This window comes from Vreelandella sp. DA03-1M, assembly GCF_055725665.1.
This window is the reverse complement of the sequence record NZ_CM146798.1, coordinates 2,468,227-2,485,971: the sequence shown is the minus strand read 5'-3', so window position 1 is coordinate 2,485,971 and position 17,745 is coordinate 2,468,227. Positions and strand designations below refer to the sequence as shown.

The 17,745-nt window shown below is 56.1% G+C and carries 15 protein-coding genes; 8 read left to right on the top strand and 7 right to left on the bottom strand.

The annotated features are described in order from the left end of the window. Window positions 1-102: 102 nt before the first annotated feature. From ACXUPB_RS11595 to ACXUPB_RS11580, 4 genes are read left to right on the top strand one after another with little or no spacing between them, the layout of a single operon-like run. The gene (locus ACXUPB_RS11595; RefSeq protein ID WP_035555600.1) at window positions 103-1,305 is read left to right on the top strand and encodes a thiamine pyrophosphate-dependent dehydrogenase E1 component subunit alpha; all 1,203 of its coding nucleotides are present in this window, start codon (window positions 103-105) and stop codon (window positions 1,303-1,305) included. Between the two features lies 1 nt (window position 1,306). Next, a complete protein-coding gene (locus ACXUPB_RS11590; protein ID WP_179916390.1) occupies window positions 1,307-2,284 on the top strand; it encodes an alpha-ketoacid dehydrogenase subunit beta in 978 nt (325 codons plus the stop codon). Window positions 2,285-2,322: 38 nt separating this feature from the next. Further along, complete coding sequence (locus ACXUPB_RS11585) at window positions 2,323-3,597, top strand: 2-oxo acid dehydrogenase subunit E2 (RefSeq protein WP_035555606.1); 1,275 nt, start codon at window positions 2,323-2,325, stop codon at window positions 3,595-3,597. 11 nt (window positions 3,598-3,608) lie between these two features. Then, window positions 3,609-5,471 (top strand): protein kinase domain-containing protein, encoded by a 1,863-nt coding sequence (locus ACXUPB_RS11580; protein WP_472952524.1) that lies wholly within the window; start codon window positions 3,609-3,611, stop codon window positions 5,469-5,471. A gap of 25 nt (window positions 5,472-5,496) precedes the next feature. Here the strand turns inward: ACXUPB_RS11580 and ACXUPB_RS11575 are convergent, their stop codons facing one another. The 7 genes from ACXUPB_RS11575 to ACXUPB_RS11545 form a co-directional block, all read right to left on the bottom strand. Then, complete coding sequence (locus ACXUPB_RS11575; RefSeq protein WP_472952522.1) at window positions 5,497-6,126, bottom strand: ABC-type transport auxiliary lipoprotein family protein; 630 nt, start codon at window positions 6,124-6,126, stop codon at window positions 5,497-5,499. After that, window positions 6,123-7,064, bottom strand: coding sequence for an MlaD family protein (locus tag ACXUPB_RS11570; RefSeq protein ID WP_179916387.1), 942 nt, complete (start codon window positions 7,062-7,064; stop codon window positions 6,123-6,125). Before ACXUPB_RS11570 ends, ACXUPB_RS11575 begins: the two co-directional genes overlap by 4 nt. Window positions 7,065-7,070: 6 nt before the next feature. Next, the gene (locus tag ACXUPB_RS11565; protein ID WP_472956744.1) at window positions 7,071-7,895 is read right to left on the bottom strand and encodes an ABC transporter ATP-binding protein; all 825 of its coding nucleotides are present in this window, start codon (window positions 7,893-7,895) and stop codon (window positions 7,071-7,073) included. Further along, entirely contained in the window at window positions 7,895-9,025 is a 1,131-nt protein-coding gene (locus tag ACXUPB_RS11560; protein WP_472952520.1) for an MlaE family ABC transporter permease, read from the bottom strand. Before ACXUPB_RS11560 ends, ACXUPB_RS11565 begins: the two co-directional genes overlap by 1 nt. Window positions 9,026-9,118: 93 nt before the next feature. Next, the gene (locus tag ACXUPB_RS11555) at window positions 9,119-9,940 is read right to left on the bottom strand and encodes an IclR family transcriptional regulator (RefSeq protein WP_472952518.1); all 822 of its coding nucleotides are present in this window, start codon (window positions 9,938-9,940) and stop codon (window positions 9,119-9,121) included. A gap of 102 nt (window positions 9,941-10,042) precedes the next feature. Continuing rightward, complete coding sequence (locus tag ACXUPB_RS11550; RefSeq protein ID WP_472952516.1) at window positions 10,043-11,251, bottom strand: 3-oxoadipyl-CoA thiolase; 1,209 nt, start codon at window positions 11,249-11,251, stop codon at window positions 10,043-10,045. 27 nt (window positions 11,252-11,278) lie between these two features. Further along, window positions 11,279-12,802: a 3-hydroxyacyl-CoA dehydrogenase gene (locus ACXUPB_RS11545; protein WP_035555630.1), complete on the bottom strand. Its 1,524-nt coding sequence runs from the start codon at window positions 12,800-12,802 to the stop codon at window positions 11,279-11,281. Between the two features lie 216 nt (window positions 12,803-13,018). On the opposite strand from ACXUPB_RS11545, the gene ACXUPB_RS11540 reads away from it, so the two are divergent. Genes ACXUPB_RS11540 through ACXUPB_RS11525 form a run of 4 tightly spaced genes read left to right on the top strand, consistent with a single transcriptional unit; the run spans window position 13,019 to window position 17,623 of the window. Then, window positions 13,019-14,170, top strand: coding sequence for an acyl-CoA dehydrogenase family protein (locus tag ACXUPB_RS11540; RefSeq protein WP_472952514.1), 1,152 nt, complete (start codon window positions 13,019-13,021; stop codon window positions 14,168-14,170). Further along, window positions 14,170-15,771 (top strand): class I adenylate-forming enzyme family protein, encoded by a 1,602-nt coding sequence (locus ACXUPB_RS11535; RefSeq protein WP_472952512.1) that lies wholly within the window; start codon window positions 14,170-14,172, stop codon window positions 15,769-15,771. Before ACXUPB_RS11540 ends, ACXUPB_RS11535 begins: the two co-directional genes overlap by 1 nt. Next, window positions 15,768-16,238 (top strand): PaaI family thioesterase, encoded by a 471-nt coding sequence (locus tag ACXUPB_RS11530; RefSeq protein ID WP_335597614.1) that lies wholly within the window; start codon window positions 15,768-15,770, stop codon window positions 16,236-16,238. The genes ACXUPB_RS11535 and ACXUPB_RS11530 overlap by 4 nt, the downstream gene beginning before the upstream one ends. Continuing rightward, window positions 16,235-17,623 (top strand): hypothetical protein, encoded by a 1,389-nt coding sequence (locus tag ACXUPB_RS11525; protein WP_472952509.1) that lies wholly within the window; start codon window positions 16,235-16,237, stop codon window positions 17,621-17,623. Before ACXUPB_RS11530 ends, ACXUPB_RS11525 begins: the two co-directional genes overlap by 4 nt. Window positions 17,624-17,745: the final 122 nt, after the last annotated feature.

Below are 17,745 nucleotides of genomic sequence, written 5' to 3'. Positions count from 1 at the left end.
TGTCGCAGTAGTTGTATTGGCCCATGGCAGATAAATCCACTGGCAAAAATGGCCAATACCAACAACACTGCCCTCAAAAGGGGTAAAACAAGGACAATAATGATGACTGAGTACGTGCACCAGCCGGACTTCATGACCGGCGACGAATTTTCGATTCCCACCTTTAGCCTGCTCTGTCCGGAAGGCGAGTTACATGACGGCGCCATTGAACCGGCGCTTGAACGTGATCATGCCCGGCGCATTTACCAGGCAATGCTGGCCACGCGTATTCTCGATGAACGCATGATGGCGGCTCAGCGCCAGGGGCGGTTGAGCTTCTACATGCAGTGTACCGGGGAAGAGGCCGCTGTAGTGGGCGCCACCGCTGCGCTCAATGACGCCGATATGATTATGGCGCAGTACCGCGAGCAGGGCGCTTTAATGTATCGCGGCTTCTCGATCGACGAATTTATGAATCAGCTGTTCGGCAACGAGCTGGACTACGGCAAAGGCCGTCAAATGCCGATTCACTATGGGTCGCGCAAGCTGCACTACATGACCATCTCGTCTCCCTTAGCGACTCAGATTCCTCAGGCCACGGGCTATGCCTACGGCCAAAAATTGGCTGGTAACGGTCACTGCACGTTAACTTTTTTTGGGGAAGGCGCTGCCTCCGAGGGTGATTTCCACGCCGCGCTGAATATGGCCTCAGTGCATCAGGTGCCGGTGATTTTCTTCTGCCGTAACAATGGCTATGCCATTTCCACGCCTGCCGTCGAGCAGTTTGCCGCCGACGGTATCGCCCCGCGTGCCTTTGGCTACCATATGCATGTGATCCGGGTAGATGGGAACGACGTGCTGGCTGTTTATGAGGCAACTCGGCAGGCACGCAAGATCGCCGTTGAGCAAAATCAGCCGGTATTGATTGAGGCCATGAGCTATCGCCTTGCCGCGCACTCCTCTTCCGATGACCCTTCTGGCTACCGCTCGAAAGATGAGGAGGAGGTGTGGCGCGCCAAGGATCCCGTACTGCGTTTACAAAAATGGCTCTTGAAAAAGCAGTGGTGGAGTGAAGAGGAGGAGGCCTCTCAGCAGGAAACCCTGCGCCGTGAAGTGCTGGAAACCATGAAGCGGGCTGAGAAGCGCTCGTCGCCGCCGCTAGAGAGTCTGATCAGCGATGTGTATGCCGATATCACCCCAGCGCTGCAGCGCCAATTCGATCAGTTAAAACGCCATATCCGTCGCTACCCCGAGGCTTATCCCCGCGGGGCGCAGTCGTTGGATTTAGACGTGGGCACCGAGACTGATACTCAGGGAGAGGCGTAACATGGCTACCATGAACATGCTCCAGGCAATTAATAATGCACTGGATATCGCCATGGCAGAGGATGAAAAAGTCATCTGCTTTGGTGAAGACGTGGGTATCTTTGGCGGTGTCTTTCGAGCTACCAGCCACCTGCAGGAGAAGTACGGCAAAGCGCGCTGTTTCAATACGCCACTTGTCGAGCAGGGCATTATCGGCTTTGCCAACGGCTTGGCAGCCCAAGGCTCGGTGCCTGTGGCAGAAATACAGTTTGCCGACTATATCTTTCCGGCGTTTGACCAGATCGTTAACGAAACCGCCAAGTTCCGCTACCGCTCCGGCGATCTATTCAACGTTGGCGGATTGACCATTCGTACCCCGTACGGGGGCGGTATCGCCGGTGGCCTTTATCACTCTCAATCACCCGAAGCTTATTTCACCCATACGCCCGGCCTGAAAGTGGTGGTGCCGCGCAACCCTTATCAGGCCAAAGGGCTACTGCTCGCCGCTATTCGCGATCCGGATCCGGTGCTTTTTCTGGAGCCGAAGCGTCTTTATCGCGCTTCGGTAGGCGACGTGCCCGAAGAGGATTACCAGCTTCCCATTGGCGAAGCCGAAATCACCAAAGAGGGCACGGATATTACCGTGGTGGGCTGGGGCGCGCAGATGGAGGTGATCGGCAAAGCGGTCGAGTTAGCCGAAGAGCAGGGCATCGCCTGTGAAGTGATCGACCTACGCTCACTGCTACCCTGGGATGCGGATACGGTAGCTGAATCGGTGTTAAAAACTGGTCGCCTGGTCGTCAGCCACGAGGCTCCATTAACCGGCGGCTTTGCCGGTGAAATTGCTGCCACTATTCAAGAGCGTTGTTTTCTCTACCTGGAATCGCCCATTGCCCGGGTGACGGGTCTGGATACGCCTTTTCCGCTGGTGCTGGAAAAAGAGTATCTGCCTGATCACCTGAAGATTTTTGAAGCGATTCGCGAAAGCGTCAACTTTTAGTGGCTATTAATGCCTAAGTACGCATGGGGAGAACAACAATGAGCGATTTTTTACTGCCGGATATTGGCGAAGGTATTGTCGAGTGCGAAGTCGTCGAATGGCGCGTCGCTGAAGGCGATCAAATTGAAGAAGACCAGCCTATCGTTGAGGTCATGACCGACAAGGCCCTGGTGGAGATTACCGCCCCCGAAGCCGGCGTCGTGACCAAACTGTATGTGGCCCAGGGCCAAATTGCTAAAGTGCATGCGCCGCTATTTGCTTATCAGGTGGAGGGGGAGAATCAAACCAGCGACCTGACTAGCAACAATAAGAGTGAGGCCGAGACAGAAATGGCCCAATCGGCCGCCAGTGAAAAGCCGAGCGAACGGGCGGCAGAACCCTCCACCGTTACAGCTACGCCGGCTGCTGGCCGCTTATCTAACAAGGTGCCAGCCAGCCCCGCCGTTAGACGTCTAGTGCGTGAACACGCCTTACAGCTCACGGAGATCGCGGGTAGCGGTAAAGATGGCCGAGTGCTAAAAGAGGATGTGCTAACGCATCTTGACCAAGCATCGCAAGCCGCTACCCCATCCAGCCAAGCAGCGGTTAAAACCCAAGCCGAAAGCAGCGCGCCCAGGGTAGAGCCACTGCGCGGCGTGCGCGCGGTGATGGCCAAGCGTATGGTGGAAGCGGCGAGCACCATTCCCCATTTTCACTACGGCGAAGAGATTGACGTGACCGCACTGCTGGCGCTGCGGGAGCGCTTAAAGCCGCTAGCCGAGGCACAGGGCGAACGGCTGACGCTAATGCCGTTTTTTATGAAAGCCATGGCACTGGCGGTCGCCGAAGAACCCATCGTTAATGCCCAGTTAAACGCAGCGGGGGATGAACTGCATTATTATCCCCAGTGTAATATCGGTATGGCTGTCGATAGCAAAGCGGGCCTTATGGTGCCCAATGTTAAAAACGTTGAGCGCCTAACCCTGCTGGAGATTGCGCGGGAAGTCGGCCGGTTAACCACGGCGGCACGAGAAGGGCGGGTGGATCAAGCCGATCTAAAAGGCGGCACTATTAGTATTTCCAATATCGGAGCGCTGGGAGGCACCTACGCCGCGCCGATTATTAACGCCCCAGAAGCCGCCATTGTGGCGATTGGTAAAACCCAATGGTTACCGCGCTTTGATGAGCAGGGTGAGGTGCAGCGCCGCGCGATTATGACCATCACCTGGGCGGGCGATCACCGCTTTATCGACGGTGGTACCATTGCGCGTTTCTGTAATGCCTGGAAGGGCTTTCTGGAAGCCCCAGAGACCATGCTGCTTCACTTGGGCTAGCAGGGCGACTTATGTCCCAGGCACCGCTTCAGCAGTTTTACATACCCGAAGAGCAGTCGGTTTATCTGCTGAGTCATCACGATGCCCGCAAGCTGAAAGACTGGGTGGCGCTGTGCCAGGCGCAGCTCTCCCAGTTGGGCTATCAGGGCATCGAGCTCATTGGCAAGGGCGCCTACGGTTTTGTATTTGCTGGCAGCACCGTCCACCAAGGTGCTGTAGCGCACTATGTCTTTAAATTCTCGCGCATTACCCTACCCACGCACTTGCAGGAACGCCTCGAAGAGGAGGCGTTTATGCTCGAGCAGGTGTCCCATCCTCGCATTCCAGGTCTCATTGCCTACCAGCGTTCCCGGGGGCAGTCCATTCTGGTGATGGAGCGTGCCCCCGGCTGGAATCTAGAGCAGGTATCGCTTAAACAGGGGCGCCTGTCACCCCGCTTGATTGTTCGCATGGCGGCGCAGTTGGCCGACATCCTGCTTACCCTGCGCCGGGAGTCAGGCCCCCAGGCACGGCCGGTGGTACATGGCGATATCAAGCCTTCTAACTTGGTGTATGACGCCGAGCAGGAGTCTATTGCGCTAATCGACTGGGGCTCATCGGTATTTGCCCAATTGGATGCTCAACTGCAGTTTGTGGGCGCGAACGTCATGGAGCTGATGTCGGATAATATGCAGCAGACCAATGCCCGATTGGGCGATGTTTACTTTATTGGCGAAGAGCAGTTAAACGGCGCACTGTCATCGCCGCGGTTCGATGAGCAGGGAGCAGCGGGAACCCTGTATGCGCTGGCGTCGGCGCAGTCGTGTCGATTTGGCCATCGTGCCATTCCCGCCAGTTCGCTGGGGTTACCGATGGAGTTTGCCCGCACCCTGGATGGAATGCTCGACCCTGACCCTCAGGTGCGGCGCAAAGCAGGCGACTACTTTCTAAACCACATGTCGCGTATGGCCAGAGTCGTAATGATCGATCTGCCCGCATCGCACAATGTACCGCTGGTGCCGGTATGGGCGCGCCCCGCGCATCAGGAGATCGATACCGTGGTCTATAGCTCGCGCAAATCCTTCCTGCGCGAAGCCTTTTCACAGGAAGAGCATGCTCAACAAACCCTGAATGATGTCAACGACGTACAACTCGACCGCTATTACAAACAGTTTATGCAGGGTATGGGTGAAACCGAAAAGGCCTTTTTGGCGTCGGTGAGCCGCTTGGGCAAATATCCGGTGGTGGGGGGCTTGGCGGTACGCTGGGAGCGGGAAGGGGTATATATCGACTCGTCGTTAAATTTACACGACCCGACGCTGAAACCTGCGTTTATCGAAGCGGTCAATAATATGGTGCACTTGGCGCGGGCAATTCACCGCCAGGGCGTGTTTAAAAGCTGCTTGTTTAACGCGCGGCAAACACTGCACTTAGAACGAGCTTCCGTGGATGAAGCTTTCGTTAGCGAACCCAGCATGGCGATAGGCTATGAGTTGAGCGCAGTACCGGAGCTCGAGGATCGCACCCGTCAGCACAGCTACTTTGAGGATGGCCCCGACCCAGAAGAGCTGTTGGTACTGCCCGAGGCGATTATGCATGTGCTGCAGCAGCTCAATGATATTCACCATACTGGCATGATCATTTTTGAAGCGCTGCCACAGCACCTCAAAATACATAGCTACTACCGCCTGCTGGATCCGGTTCGAGAGGGAGAGTTCCGCACGCTGCTGGCGCGCATTCTCGCCTCGGTAGACCAAATAGAGGGTCTAGGCGTCTCGGGCTACATGAAGATGCCCTACAAAGACACCCGTTATTTTACTCATCTTGAAAGCCAACCCGAACGCTACTACCCCCGCGACCCGCGGGAGTATGTCCGAAGGGCAACAACGTCCTAATCACGCTGGCTTAGTCACTGCTAGCTTAATCAAGGGGATTAGCTTCCTCCTGATTGGCCAGCCAGTTGACCAGTTCCTCAGCAAGCTCGTCGCTAGCGATACCAAACGCATTAACCACATCAGGTATATCGGTGCTTATTGATTGCGCGCTGGTGGTGAAGCTTTGAGACGCGATTGAAGCGCGGTTTTGAGTGCTGACGAGCTGAACATCGAGCTGAACTCTCACCGTGGGCGGACGGGTAGCGTAGTCGCTCTGAAAGTGACGTAGTTCGCTGAGCAGCAGTTGCTCGGAAGGCAGGCTATCGCTACCCACGCTGGCGAATAGGCGGCTCTGCTGTAACCCAGTGATCAAGCGCGATTGGAGTAAAGCAGGGGCATTCTCCTGCCAGCGGGCACCTTCATACACATTAACGATATTACCCTCTGGGTAAACCACAATACGGTTGCTACTCAGTAAATGCCCCGCCTGCGGAGCAGCCACAGCAAGGCGTTGGCGGGTGGTCATAGAATCTGATGTGACGGGCTGTATATCGCTACTGGGCAAACGATACAGCGTCGCTGGCTCAATTTCGGGCAATATTGAACAGCCACTACTCATCAGCAGTACGGCAGTAACGCAGACAACAGAAACGAAAACAGCGGGGCGTAACTTCATGGGCGGAACTCCTCTACCTGATCACGGCCCAGAAAAAAGTCTGTTGGGCTCTCCTCTAGCTGGCGGGTAATACGATCCAATGTATCGAGCGTGGAGCGCAGCGAAGAGAGCGCTGGGGCAATATCTTGCGCGCCCTGCAGGCTGCCCTCGATGGCACCAGCGTTAGTTTCCACTAACTGCTCAATGCGTTGAGCCGCCCGGGCGACATCGCTACTCGCATCAGCGGCGCTCTGCATTACCAGCCGGCCCTCTTGACGCAGCAGCTGTGTCGCTTCCTGGCTAAGTGCGTCGATGCTGCTAAGCGTGTTAGTTGCTTGGCGAGTGGCTTCGCCGAAAAGCGCCATATTTTGATCCAAGGCGTTCTGCTGGGCGGCAATCATCTCGGTAATCTGAGCAATGTTGGTTAAAATATTGCCTGCCTGATCACGGTTATTATCGTCAAACAGCTCGTTAACGTTTTTCAGGATTGAGTTGATGTTCTCGATCATATCTTCGCCTTCATCGAACAGCGTGGCGATGGGCGAAGGGTCTGCGCTTATAAACGGCGCTTCGATATCGGTTTGGTCAATCAGCAGCGGGGCTTCAGGGGTGCCGCCGTGGAGTTGCACAGACATGCTGCCGGTGATGCTGGCAAAGGCAAGTTTTGCCCGCGTGTCCGTCTTGATCGGTGCGTCATCGTAAACGCGGATATGGGCAATCACCTGCCGAGGGTCATCAGGATTAAGGTTAAGCTCGGTGACGTCCCCCACCTCAATACCGTTATATTGCACTCGGCTGCCGACCGATAAGCCGCTAACGCTGCGCTCAAATAGAATGCGGTAAGGCTGGTAGCTACGTTCACCGGCTGCGTAGCTCATCCATAGTGCAAACAGCAGCGCCGCGACGGCGGTTCCCAGTGTGAACAGACCTATCAAAACGTGATGTGCGCGGGTTTCCATCGACCCTCACTCCTGAGTGTAAGCATTCGTTGAAAAGGCGGCATGAGCACGCTGAGCGGCTCGACCACGCGGCCCGTGAAAGTAGTCTTGAACCCACTCGTCGTCGGTATCCGCCACTTTATCAATGGTATCTACGACTAATACGCGTTTTTGCGAGAGTACCGCTACCCGGTCGCAGGCGGCGTATAGCGTATCCAAGTCATGGGTAACCAGAAATACGCTGAATCCCAGCGCATTGCGAAGGGTGACTAGCAACTGATCGAAGGCCGCCGCGCCGATAGGGTCAAGCCCCGCCGTGGGCTCATCAAGAAACAGGATGTCAGGATCAAGCGCTAAGGCACGGGCGAGGGCGGCGCGCTTGACCATGCCGCCAGACAGCGACTCAGGAAACTGCAGCGCGGCCTGTGGCGGAAGCCCGACCAACGATAGCTTGACCCTGGCAAGATGCTCGGCGTCTTCACGGGGTAGCCTGGCATGCTCAATGAGCGGTAGGGCAATATTCTCTTGCAGGTTCAACGAGCTGAACAGTGCACCGCGCTGAAACAGCACGCCAAAGCGTCGCTCTATTTGACTGCGCTGTGCCTCGTTAAGCTCGTTAAGCGTTGTGCCTAGGACTTCAACCGTGCCGTCATTGGGTCGTTTCAAACCGACGATGCTGCGTAACAGCACTGATTTGCCGGTACCAGAACCGCCTACAACGCCGAGGATTTCCCCGCGTTCAAGGGTCAGATCTAAATTTTCGTGAACCACATGAGTGCCAAAGCGGTTCACCAAGCCTCGAACCTTAATAACCGGTAAGTCATTTTGCTCTGTCGGTTTATCTGAATTGATCACCAGCCCATCTCCATAAAGAATAGCGCGGCGACGGCATCAATTAGAATCACCATAAAAATCGATTGAACGACACTTGAAGTGGTGTGTTCTCCCACCGACTGCGCGCTACCGCTGACCTTAAAGCCTTCCAGGCAGCCGATTACGGCGATCACGAAGGCAAACACCGGGGCTTTGCTTAGTCCTACCAAAAAGTGTGTCACCGATACGTCTTTTTGCAGCGTGGCCATAAACTGGGTAAGTGAAATATCCAGTGACAGAGAGGTGACCATGGCGCCGCCCGCTAAGCCGCTGAGCATACCTACAAAGGCGAGCATGGGCAGGCTAATTAACATTGCCATTACCCGTGGGAGCACCAAAAGCTCGATAGGATCAAGCCCCTGGGCCTGCAGGGCATCTATCTCTTCATTGGATTTCATGGCGCCAATTTGGGCGGTAAAGGCACTGGCGGTTCGTCCCGCGAGTAGGATCGCAGCAAGCAAAACGCCGAACTCTCGCAAGAATGAGAACGCCACAAGATCAATGGTATAAATTGTGGCGCCAAAATCCTGCAAAACGGTAGCGCCAAGGAAAGCCACGACGGCGCCCACCATAAAGGTGAGTAGCGCGACGATGGGGACGGCATTAAGGCCGCTCTGCTGGATATGGGCCACGGTGGCCGTTAAGCGCCAGTGGCGTGGCCGCAATATCAGTTGGAAGAGGGTGGCCACGACGAGACCAATAAAGGCCAACAGCTGGCGCTGCTGAGACCATAGCCCCACCATGTGCTGACCCACGCTGGCAAGCGCTTGGCTAATGCGCGAATAGGAAGGAGGATCAACGTCCAGTGGCGCTTCCATGGCTTCGGCAATACGCACCAGCAACGCCTGCTGCTCTTTCGGCAGTTCTGCTGCCCAATCTGCTACCGATTGCGCTTTCTCAACGCCAATCAGCTCCACAATGAGTATGGCACCGGCGGTATCAAGGCGAGTTATTGCGTCAAGTGAAACCGTCGCATCTGTTGGCTTGCCAAGCTCAGTGTGAGTTTCACTGTGCTGAAGCGCCGCTTTGATAAGGCGATAATTGGCAAGCGTCCACTCGCCTTTAAGGGTGACTGTTTGATCATCACGCGCTATCCACTCGCTTGGCATCCCCACTCCTTGGCGCTCTTGGTATCGATGCGCTTGTTTAGAAGTCTATGATGCATTCAAACGAGCGTTAGTTAAAGTCTCCCTAGCTTGAATTTACCTTGCCGAGCGGTTTCTTGGCGCTAGTTCCTGCTTAATCTGATTAGCGACTTCTTTGAGACGGGGGCCTAAGTTATTAACCAAGCGATCGTGATCCAAGCGCAGGCTGGAGCCGCCGCAGTTAATCGCCATGACCTCGGCGCCATCTTCCAAAATCAGCGGCATCGCCACCGCGCTAATATCGCGCTGCCACTCCTGCTCAGAGAGGCAAAAGCCGTACTGCGCATAGTCTTTGAAGCTCTGTTGTATGCCCGCTTCATAACGCGGCCAGTCGCTGCCATACTCGCTGGCCAACTCTTGCAGTACCTGCTGGCGTCGTTCGTCAGACAAGCCGCATAGCCATGCACGACCAATCGCAGAAGTAGCAATGGGCAGGCGGGAGCCCGTGTCCAGGCGAATGATTAGCGGGCCATGGCCGTGGCAGGTTTCCAAATAAACCATATCACTGCGGTCGGCCCCGCCCAGGCTAACATTACAGTCGGTGGCATCAGCAAATTTCTGCAGATGCGGGCGAGCAATCTCGCGAATGCCCATATTAGCGAGAAAGCGATACCCCAAGGCTAAGACACCTGGCCCAAGGCGGTACTTTTCCAGGTGGGTATTGTGCTGGAGATAGCCCAACTGGGTCAGGGTATAGGTTAACCGTGACACCGTCGGTCGAGGGATACTCGTACGGTTGGACAGCTCAGCATTGCCTAAATACTCTTCACCTGCGCCAAAGGCGCGCAGCAACTCTAAACCGCGCGCGAGCGCAGTCACAAAGTTTCGATCTTTTCCGGGCAACTGCGGGTCGTCAGCATCAGTGTCGGTGGGGTGCATTCAATATCCCAACATTCGGTGGCTTATGGCGCCCAGTATCGCATATCTACTTAGACGCAGCGTTCATGCCTATCAACGAAATAGCGGCTGTTTGACACTAAATCAGCCGTCCAGACGCTCGATAATTGTGGCAATGCCCTGACCGACGCCGATGCACATGGTGACCAACGCGTAGCGCCCACCGGTCGCCTCAAGCTGTCGGAGAGCCGTAAGCGCCAAGCGTGCTCCTGAAGCCCCCAGAGGATGACCAATGGCGATGGCGCCGCCGTTGGCGTTCAAGCGTGGATCATCAACGGAGAGCCCTAACTGCTGCACGCAGCCAAGCACCTGAACGGCAAACGCCTCGTTGATTTCAATTACATCCATCTGCTCAAGGGTAAGCCCGGCACGCGCCAACGCCTTTTGCGAAGCGGGTACTGGCCCCAACCCCATAACCCGCGGTGCAACACCGGCAACGGCGCTGGCGACAATGCGCGCGCGTGGGGTTAAGCCTACACGCTCACCGGCAGCCTGGGTGCCCACAATCAGGGCGGCGGCACCGTCGTTAAGGCCTGAGGCGTTGCCTGCGGTCACCACGCCGCCCTCAAACAGTGCGGCTAACTTGGCCAATTTATCTTCCGTGCTTTGCGGACGTGGATGCTCGTCTTTATCTACCAGCAGGGGCGGCTGTTTGCGCCCTTGAGGAACCTCAACACCCAACATTTCGCCGTCGTAGAAGCCGGCTGCCAGTGACTGGGCGTAGCGCGCCTGGGAGCGGGCGGCAAACGCATCGCTGGCATCGCGGCCAATGTTGAGATCATGGGCAATGTTATCGGCGGTTTCCGGCATGCTGTGGCTGCCGTACTCTTTGGCAATCCAGGGGTTGGGGAAGCGTGAACCTATCACCGTGTCGAACATCGGCTGGTTGCGGGCAAAAGGGGAGTCTGCTTTACCCAATACATAAGGTGCGCGGGACATGGACTCAACGCCACCGGCCAAAAACAGCTCGCCTTCACCCAGTCGAGCTGCCCGGGCAGCATCCATCATCGCCGCCAAGCCACTACCACAAAGCCGGTTGACGGTTTGGCCCGCCACTTCAATAGGCAGGCCTGCCAACAATGCACCGTGGCGGGCCACGTTACGGGAGTCTTCACCTGCCTGGTTGGTGCAGCCTGCCAACACCTCTTCATAGCTTTCCGGCGCAAAGGGGTTGCGGGCGACCAGCGCTTTCAGCGTCAGCCCCAGCAGTTCATCGGGGCGAATAGCCGCCAAGCTGCCACCGTGGCGGCCAAAAGGGGTGCGTAAACCGTCGTAAATATAGGCGTCTTGCATGATGGTTTTCCTGTTGTTAAGTTGTTGTTAAGCAGTCGTTAGCGACATTTGCAGAGCGGCACGACGGCGCAGCCATGGGCTAGGGCGATAGCGTGGGTCACCGGTGGCCTCGAGCAGGTTATTGAGTATCGTCATAATACGCGTGGCGCCGTAATGGTCACCCATAAGTAGCGGGCCGAAGGGGTAGCCCAAACCCAGCTCAACTGCGCGGTCGATAGTGGCGGGTTCCGCGACGCTTTGCTGGGCAATCTCGGCACCAACGTTAACGATGCAGGCAACAACGCGTTGAAGAACAAAGCCGTTACTGTCTTGAAGCGTGCTCACCGGGGTGCCGTCGTGGTTGAGTAGGCTTTGCGCTGCTTGAATGAAGGTGTGCTGAGTTATCGGTGTGGTCATCATGCTGCGGCGTTTATCTAGCCCCGCGAGCATATCCACCGCCACGCACTGTTTGGCGTCCAGCCCTTGGCGCAGCGCACAGCTAGTAGCGTCTTCACCAAAAGGCGTCAGCAGGCAGAGCGCTTGCTCAGTGGGCTGTGGGCCGGTCTCTAATGGCCAGCCCGCCGTGTTGACCAATTCAGCGAGCGCTGCGGCGGATTCGGGGTCGTCTTGACTGATCCACACCGGGCAAGGAGACACCTCAGCGATAGCGGGCTCATCCGCCATTTGTTGCTTGCCTTCCACATAGCGGTAAAAGCCTTCGCCGGTTTTACGCCCCAGCAAGCCTGCAGCCAAGCGCTGCCGCGTTAGCGGTGAAGGGCGGAAGCGCGCTTCCTCATAATACTGGTGATACACCGATTCCATCACCGCGTGGGAGACATCCAGTCCGGTAAGGTCCAGCAACGTAAACGGCCCCATTCGAAAACCACCCTGATCAACCATAATGCGATCAATGGTGGCTGGGTCGGTAACGCTTTCGCCTAGAATACGCAGCGCTTCGGTGCCGAAGGCGCGCCCGGCGTGGTTGACTAGAAATCCAGGCGTATCGGTAGCCTGGGCAGTAAAGTGGCCCATGGCTTTGCCCAGAGCATTCACCCGCTGGGTGACCTCATCGGCGGTGCGTAAACCAGGAATGACCTCGGCAATCTTCATCAGTGGGACGGGATTAAAGAAGTGGAAACCAATCACTCGCTCAGGGTGTTGGCAGGTAGCGGCAATGGCGGTGACGGATAGTGAAGAGGTATTGGTCGCTAGCACGGCCTGCTGGCTGACAATCGTTTCTAAATCACTGAACAGACCCTGCTTGGCCTCAAGCTTCTCGACAATGGCTTCTACGACGATATCGCAGGGGGCCAGCGCGGCGAGTTCGCTTGCCTCTGTTAACTGCTCACTATAATGCTGCGCCTGCTCTTTAGTGATGCGCTGCTTATCAGCACTTCTCTCCCATAGGCCGTTAATAAACGTTTTGGCTTCTTTTACAGCACCCTCCTTAACATCGAACAGTATGACCTTTAGGCCTGCTTGGGCCGCCAGTTGAGCGATGCCACGGCCCATGGCGCCAGTGCCGACAATGCCAAGCGTGGTGAAGGGGGAAGGTGTTGATTCGCTAGCCATACGCCAAATCCTCGCTGCAAGTGAGTGCTTTATAGATTTTGATTCTGCATTGCAGAACTGTGTTTCAATTATTGACTGCCATCCTAGGCTATGCAAAAGTGCCTGACAAGAATAGTGAACAATAGTTTTGCTATGCAAAATATGCGCATTGTCCATGCTCAGCGCTACTTCTAATGATAACGCTAACTATAAAACCCGTTGCCACCAGGAGCCGTCATGATTCGCGATCCCGAACTGATTAACCAGCTTGTCGATACCATCGCCCGTTTTGTCCGTGAACGCCTAATTCCCAATGAGGCGAGACTGGCAGAGGAGGACGCGGTACCGCCGGAAATCCTTGCTGAAATGAAAGAGATGGGGCTGTTTGGGCTTTCGATTCCAGAAGAGTACGGCGGCCTGGGGCTGACCATGGAAGAAGAAGCGTTGGTGGCGATGGAGATAGGTAAAACGTCGCCCGCCTTCCGCTCGGTGTTTGGTACTAACAACGGCATTGGTGCCCAGGGCATTTTGATTGATGGCACCGACGAGCAGAAAGCCAAGTATGTGCCGCGTTTGGCAACGGGGGAGATTCTTAGCTCGTTCTGTTTGACCGAGCCGGATTCAGGCTCCGACGCGGCCAGCCTGCGGACGACCGCGGTGCGCGACGGCGACCACTACATCTTGAACGGCACCAAGCGCTATATCACCAATGGCCCCGAAGCTGACCTGTTCACTGTGATGGCACGCACCAACCCGGAGAATAAAGGCGCGGGCGGTATTTCTGCGTTTATTGTTGAAGGCGACACCCCTGGCTTAGTGCGCGGCGCGGCGGATAGCAAGATGGGCCAAAAGGGGGCTCACACCTGCGATATTATTTTTGATAACTGCCGGGTCCCCGCCGAAAACATTATTGGCGGTAAAGAGGGGCAAGGTTTTAAAACGGCCATGAAGGTGCTGGACCGCGGACGGCTGCACATTTCTGCAGTCTGTGTCGGTGTGGCTGAACGCTTAGTGGAAGAGTCTTTACGCTACACCATGGAGCGTAAGCAGTTTGGTGCTGTCCTTGCCGAGCACCAGTTGATTCAAGCCATGCTGGCAGATAGCAAAACCGAAGCCTACGCAGGCAAAACCATGGTAATGGATGCCGCGCGGCGCAAAGATGACGGCGAAAATGTTTCGACGCTGGCCTCCTGCTGCAAACTGTTCTGCGCCGAAATGGTAGGCCGTGTGGCCGACCGCGCCGTGCAGGTGCACGGCGGCGCGGGCTATATGTCCGAGTACGCCGTTGAGCGCTTCTACCGTGATGTACGGCTATTCCGTATTTACGAAGGTACTACGCAAATTCAGCAGATCGTGATTGCTCGGAATATGGTGCGGGAGGCGTCCTAATGGCTTTGTCGGTACCTTACCAAGCGCCGGATGAAAGTATTTTTGGACGTCTCGCTAGCGAACTAGTGGCTGAGCTTCCCGAGCGGCTCAGCACCCGCGTGCTTGAAAATGCCAAACGTATGGGTGATCAGCCCGCCATTGTGGATGGCAGTGTGTGTTGGAGTTATGCAGAGCTGGGTGAAGAAATACACGCCGCCTGCGACTGGTTAAGCGCGTTGGATATTCGCCCAGGCGACCGGATTATGACGGTGAGCGAAAACTGCCGCGCCCTGGTCGTGCTATTGCTGGCCGCCAGCGAGATGGATGTGTGGGTAGCGATTGTGAATTCGCGCCTCTCAGCTCAGGAAGTTGACCTGATCCAGGGCAACTGCTTGCCCCGGCGCGTGTTCTATACCTGCGATGCGTCGCCAGAGGCGTGCCAGCACGCCGAGCGCCACGCCGCCGACCGCTATCAGCACCCTCAGTTGGGTGGGCTGGCGATTTCTTCTCTATACGAGAGCGACCCCGAGCCGGTCTGCGCGAGCGGTGCCGAACAGGTGGCCGCCATGATCTACACCTCGGGCACGACCGGCACCCCTAAAGGCGTCATGCTGACTCATCGTGGCATTCTCTATATCGCCTCAATCTCAGGCGGCATGCGTCACTTAAGCGAAGGCCAACGGGTGTATGGCGTGCTGCCTATGTCTCACGTGTTCGGTCTCTCATCGGTCTGTATGGGGTCGCTGTATAACGGCGCCTGCCTCTATACCGTGCCGCGTTTTGATGCAGCGCATATGCTGGACACACTAAAGCAGGAGCGAATCACCGTGCTCCAGGGCGTGCCCGCTATGTATGCCCGGGCGTTAGAGTTTTTAAAACGCGAGCAACGCACTCTTGAAGCGCCTGAGCTGATTTACATGTCTGCGGGTGGTTCGCCGTTGGATAGCGACACCAAAGTGCGGGTGGAGGCAGCCTTTGGCCTAACGCTACATAATGGCTACGGATTAACCGAGGCCAGCCCCACCATCAGTCAAACCCGTATTGATGATCGCCATACCAACAGCACTGTTGGTCGTGTATTGCCCCTGTTGGAGTATCGTCTGGAACCGCTAAGCGATAGCGGCACTTCCGAGCAGCCCGGTGATGAAGTGGGTGAACTGTGGGTGCGCGGCCCCAATATTATGAAAGGCTACTTTCGCCAACCGGAAGCCACCCGCGCTACTCTGACCGAAGAGGGTTGGCTCAACACCGGCGACATTGCCAAGCTCGATCATGATGACCAGCTGTATATCGTGGGGCGTAGCAAAGAGCTGATTATCCGCTCGGGCTTCAATATCTACCCACCGGACGTGGAAGCGGTGATCAACGAGCACCCGGCAGTAACACTAACTGCCGTGGTAGGGCGCCAGATCGCCGGTAACGAAGAAGTCGTGGCCTTTGTGCAGTGTGAGCCGGGCGTTGACGTTGATATGGCGGAGCTCAAGGCGTTTATCGCCGAGCGGTTGGCGCCTTACAAACGGCCTACTCAAATTGTATTGATGGATACGCTACCTTCCACCGCCAGCGGCAAAATTCTTAAAGGGCGGTTGCGGGATTTAGCACAGCAGGAGAGCGGGTTATGAGCCCTTCGCAAATACATACGTCAGATACGTCTCAACAAGCGCTGATGGGCTATCACGAACTGCTGGGCATGCAGGTGGTTGAGTGGCAGCCAGACCGCGCCGTGGTAGAACTCACTATCGAGCCCAAACATCTAAACCGTAGTGGTAATGTGCACGGTGGCGTATTGGCCTCGATGCTGGATAGTGCGCTGAGCTTGGCAGGTCTGCACTGTGACGTACCCGGTAATATTCGCCGGGGAATGACGCTATCACTGACTACCACCTTTGTTGGACCCGCTCGGCAAGGCGTGCTAAGGGCAACAGGCAGTGTGCGCGGTGGCGGTCAGAAGACTTATATGAGCAGCGGCAAGATCGTCGATGAACAGGGCACTTTAGTGGCCATGGGTGAAGGTTCATTTCGCCGTCGCAGAGGTAGCGAATCGCCTGAGGGCTTTGCGGATAACAACCCCGGGGAGCCTGCTGAGTGAGCCCAGCCCGTCTGCGGGTCTCGCTACTGCTGCTAGTCACTCTGGCAACGCTATACCATCTGGTGGTCGGCAACCTATTTTGGCAGGCGGTTGGCATTGGCGCATTGCTGCTCTATTTAGCAACGCTGGTGGGTCAGCTTACCCGTATGGCCAAAGGGTTGCTGCTGGTGGCGGGCGTGTTGACGCTAGTCGCGTTGTGGCGATCGCCAAACCCCGCTCAACTGCTGTTTGAGGCCAGCGGGCGTTTTGCTTTTTTTGCCACCTTTGTGGTGGCGCTGAGTATGCTGCGCTTACCTGCCTATCGTTCCCGTTTGGTGCGCCGATGCGGTCAGAGTATGTTGCATCAACCCCCCAGCCGCCGCTACCCCATTTTGTCGTTAGGTTCGGCACTGTTTGGAATTATTCTTAATATTGGCGTGCTTAATCTGTTCGCCGCCATGATCGAAAAAAGCAACACGCTAGGCGCCGCCCAAGGGCGCGCCTGGGTTCGCGAAGCTCGCCAGCGGCGCATGATGCTGGCGCTGCTGCGTGGGTTCTCCCTGGCGCCACTTATTTCGCCCATGGGTATCGGCGTCGCCGTCGTACTGTCGAGCCTTCCTCAAGTCACCTGGCTTGAGCTTGCGCCGTATATTTTGGGCGCCGCAATACTGATTTTTTTAGCGGGTTGGGCAGTGGATTACTTAACCGGTCCGCATCCACCTGCCAATAAAGCACAGGCAACTTCCCCTTCTTTACGCCCGCTGGCGCAGTTTAGCGTGTTGCTTGTCGGTATTGTCGCGCTGGTGTTCTCTATTGCCTGGCTGCTTGATTTACGGCTGCCTATTGCCGCGCTGTTGGGCGCACCTACCGGTGCATTTCTATGGCTTGCCTGGCAGCGACGCAGGCTCGGCTATGGCGGGCTACCTGCGGCAATGACGGTGGTGCATCGTCAGCTACCTTGGTTGCTGTCGCCCAGTACCAATGAAATCGTGGTGTTGGGAGCAGCGGGCTATTTAGGCCACTTATGCGTTGGACTAGTGGATACACAACAGTTGGCACCGCTATTAACCGTGTTAAATCAGTGGGGCGCCTTTAATGCCGTGCTGGCTATGCTAATGGTGGTGGGGCTTGCCCAAATAGGCGTTAATCCGATCGTAACGGTGACGCTATTGGTGGGCTTACTGCCACAATTAGCTATTGAGGGCCTGACGCCGCCGCTAATTGGCGCGTCACTCATGGTAGGTTGGGCGCTGGCGCTAATGTCGTCGCCGATGACGGCATCCATGCTGATTTTATCGCGGTTTACCGGGGTGCCCGCCACGCGCATTGGCTACCGTTGGAACGGCCGATTTCTGGTAACCTCGATTCCACTGTTAGCGGGGTGGTTTGTCTGGTCACCTTTTTAAGGGGCGCCACAATAGAGAAGCGCTTGACCTTTGTCCGGCGTTTTTTTATTGTTCTTGTTATAAAGTGAAACAATATTCTGCTATGCGAAACTGTATATTTGTTAATCGCATGAAGTATTTAT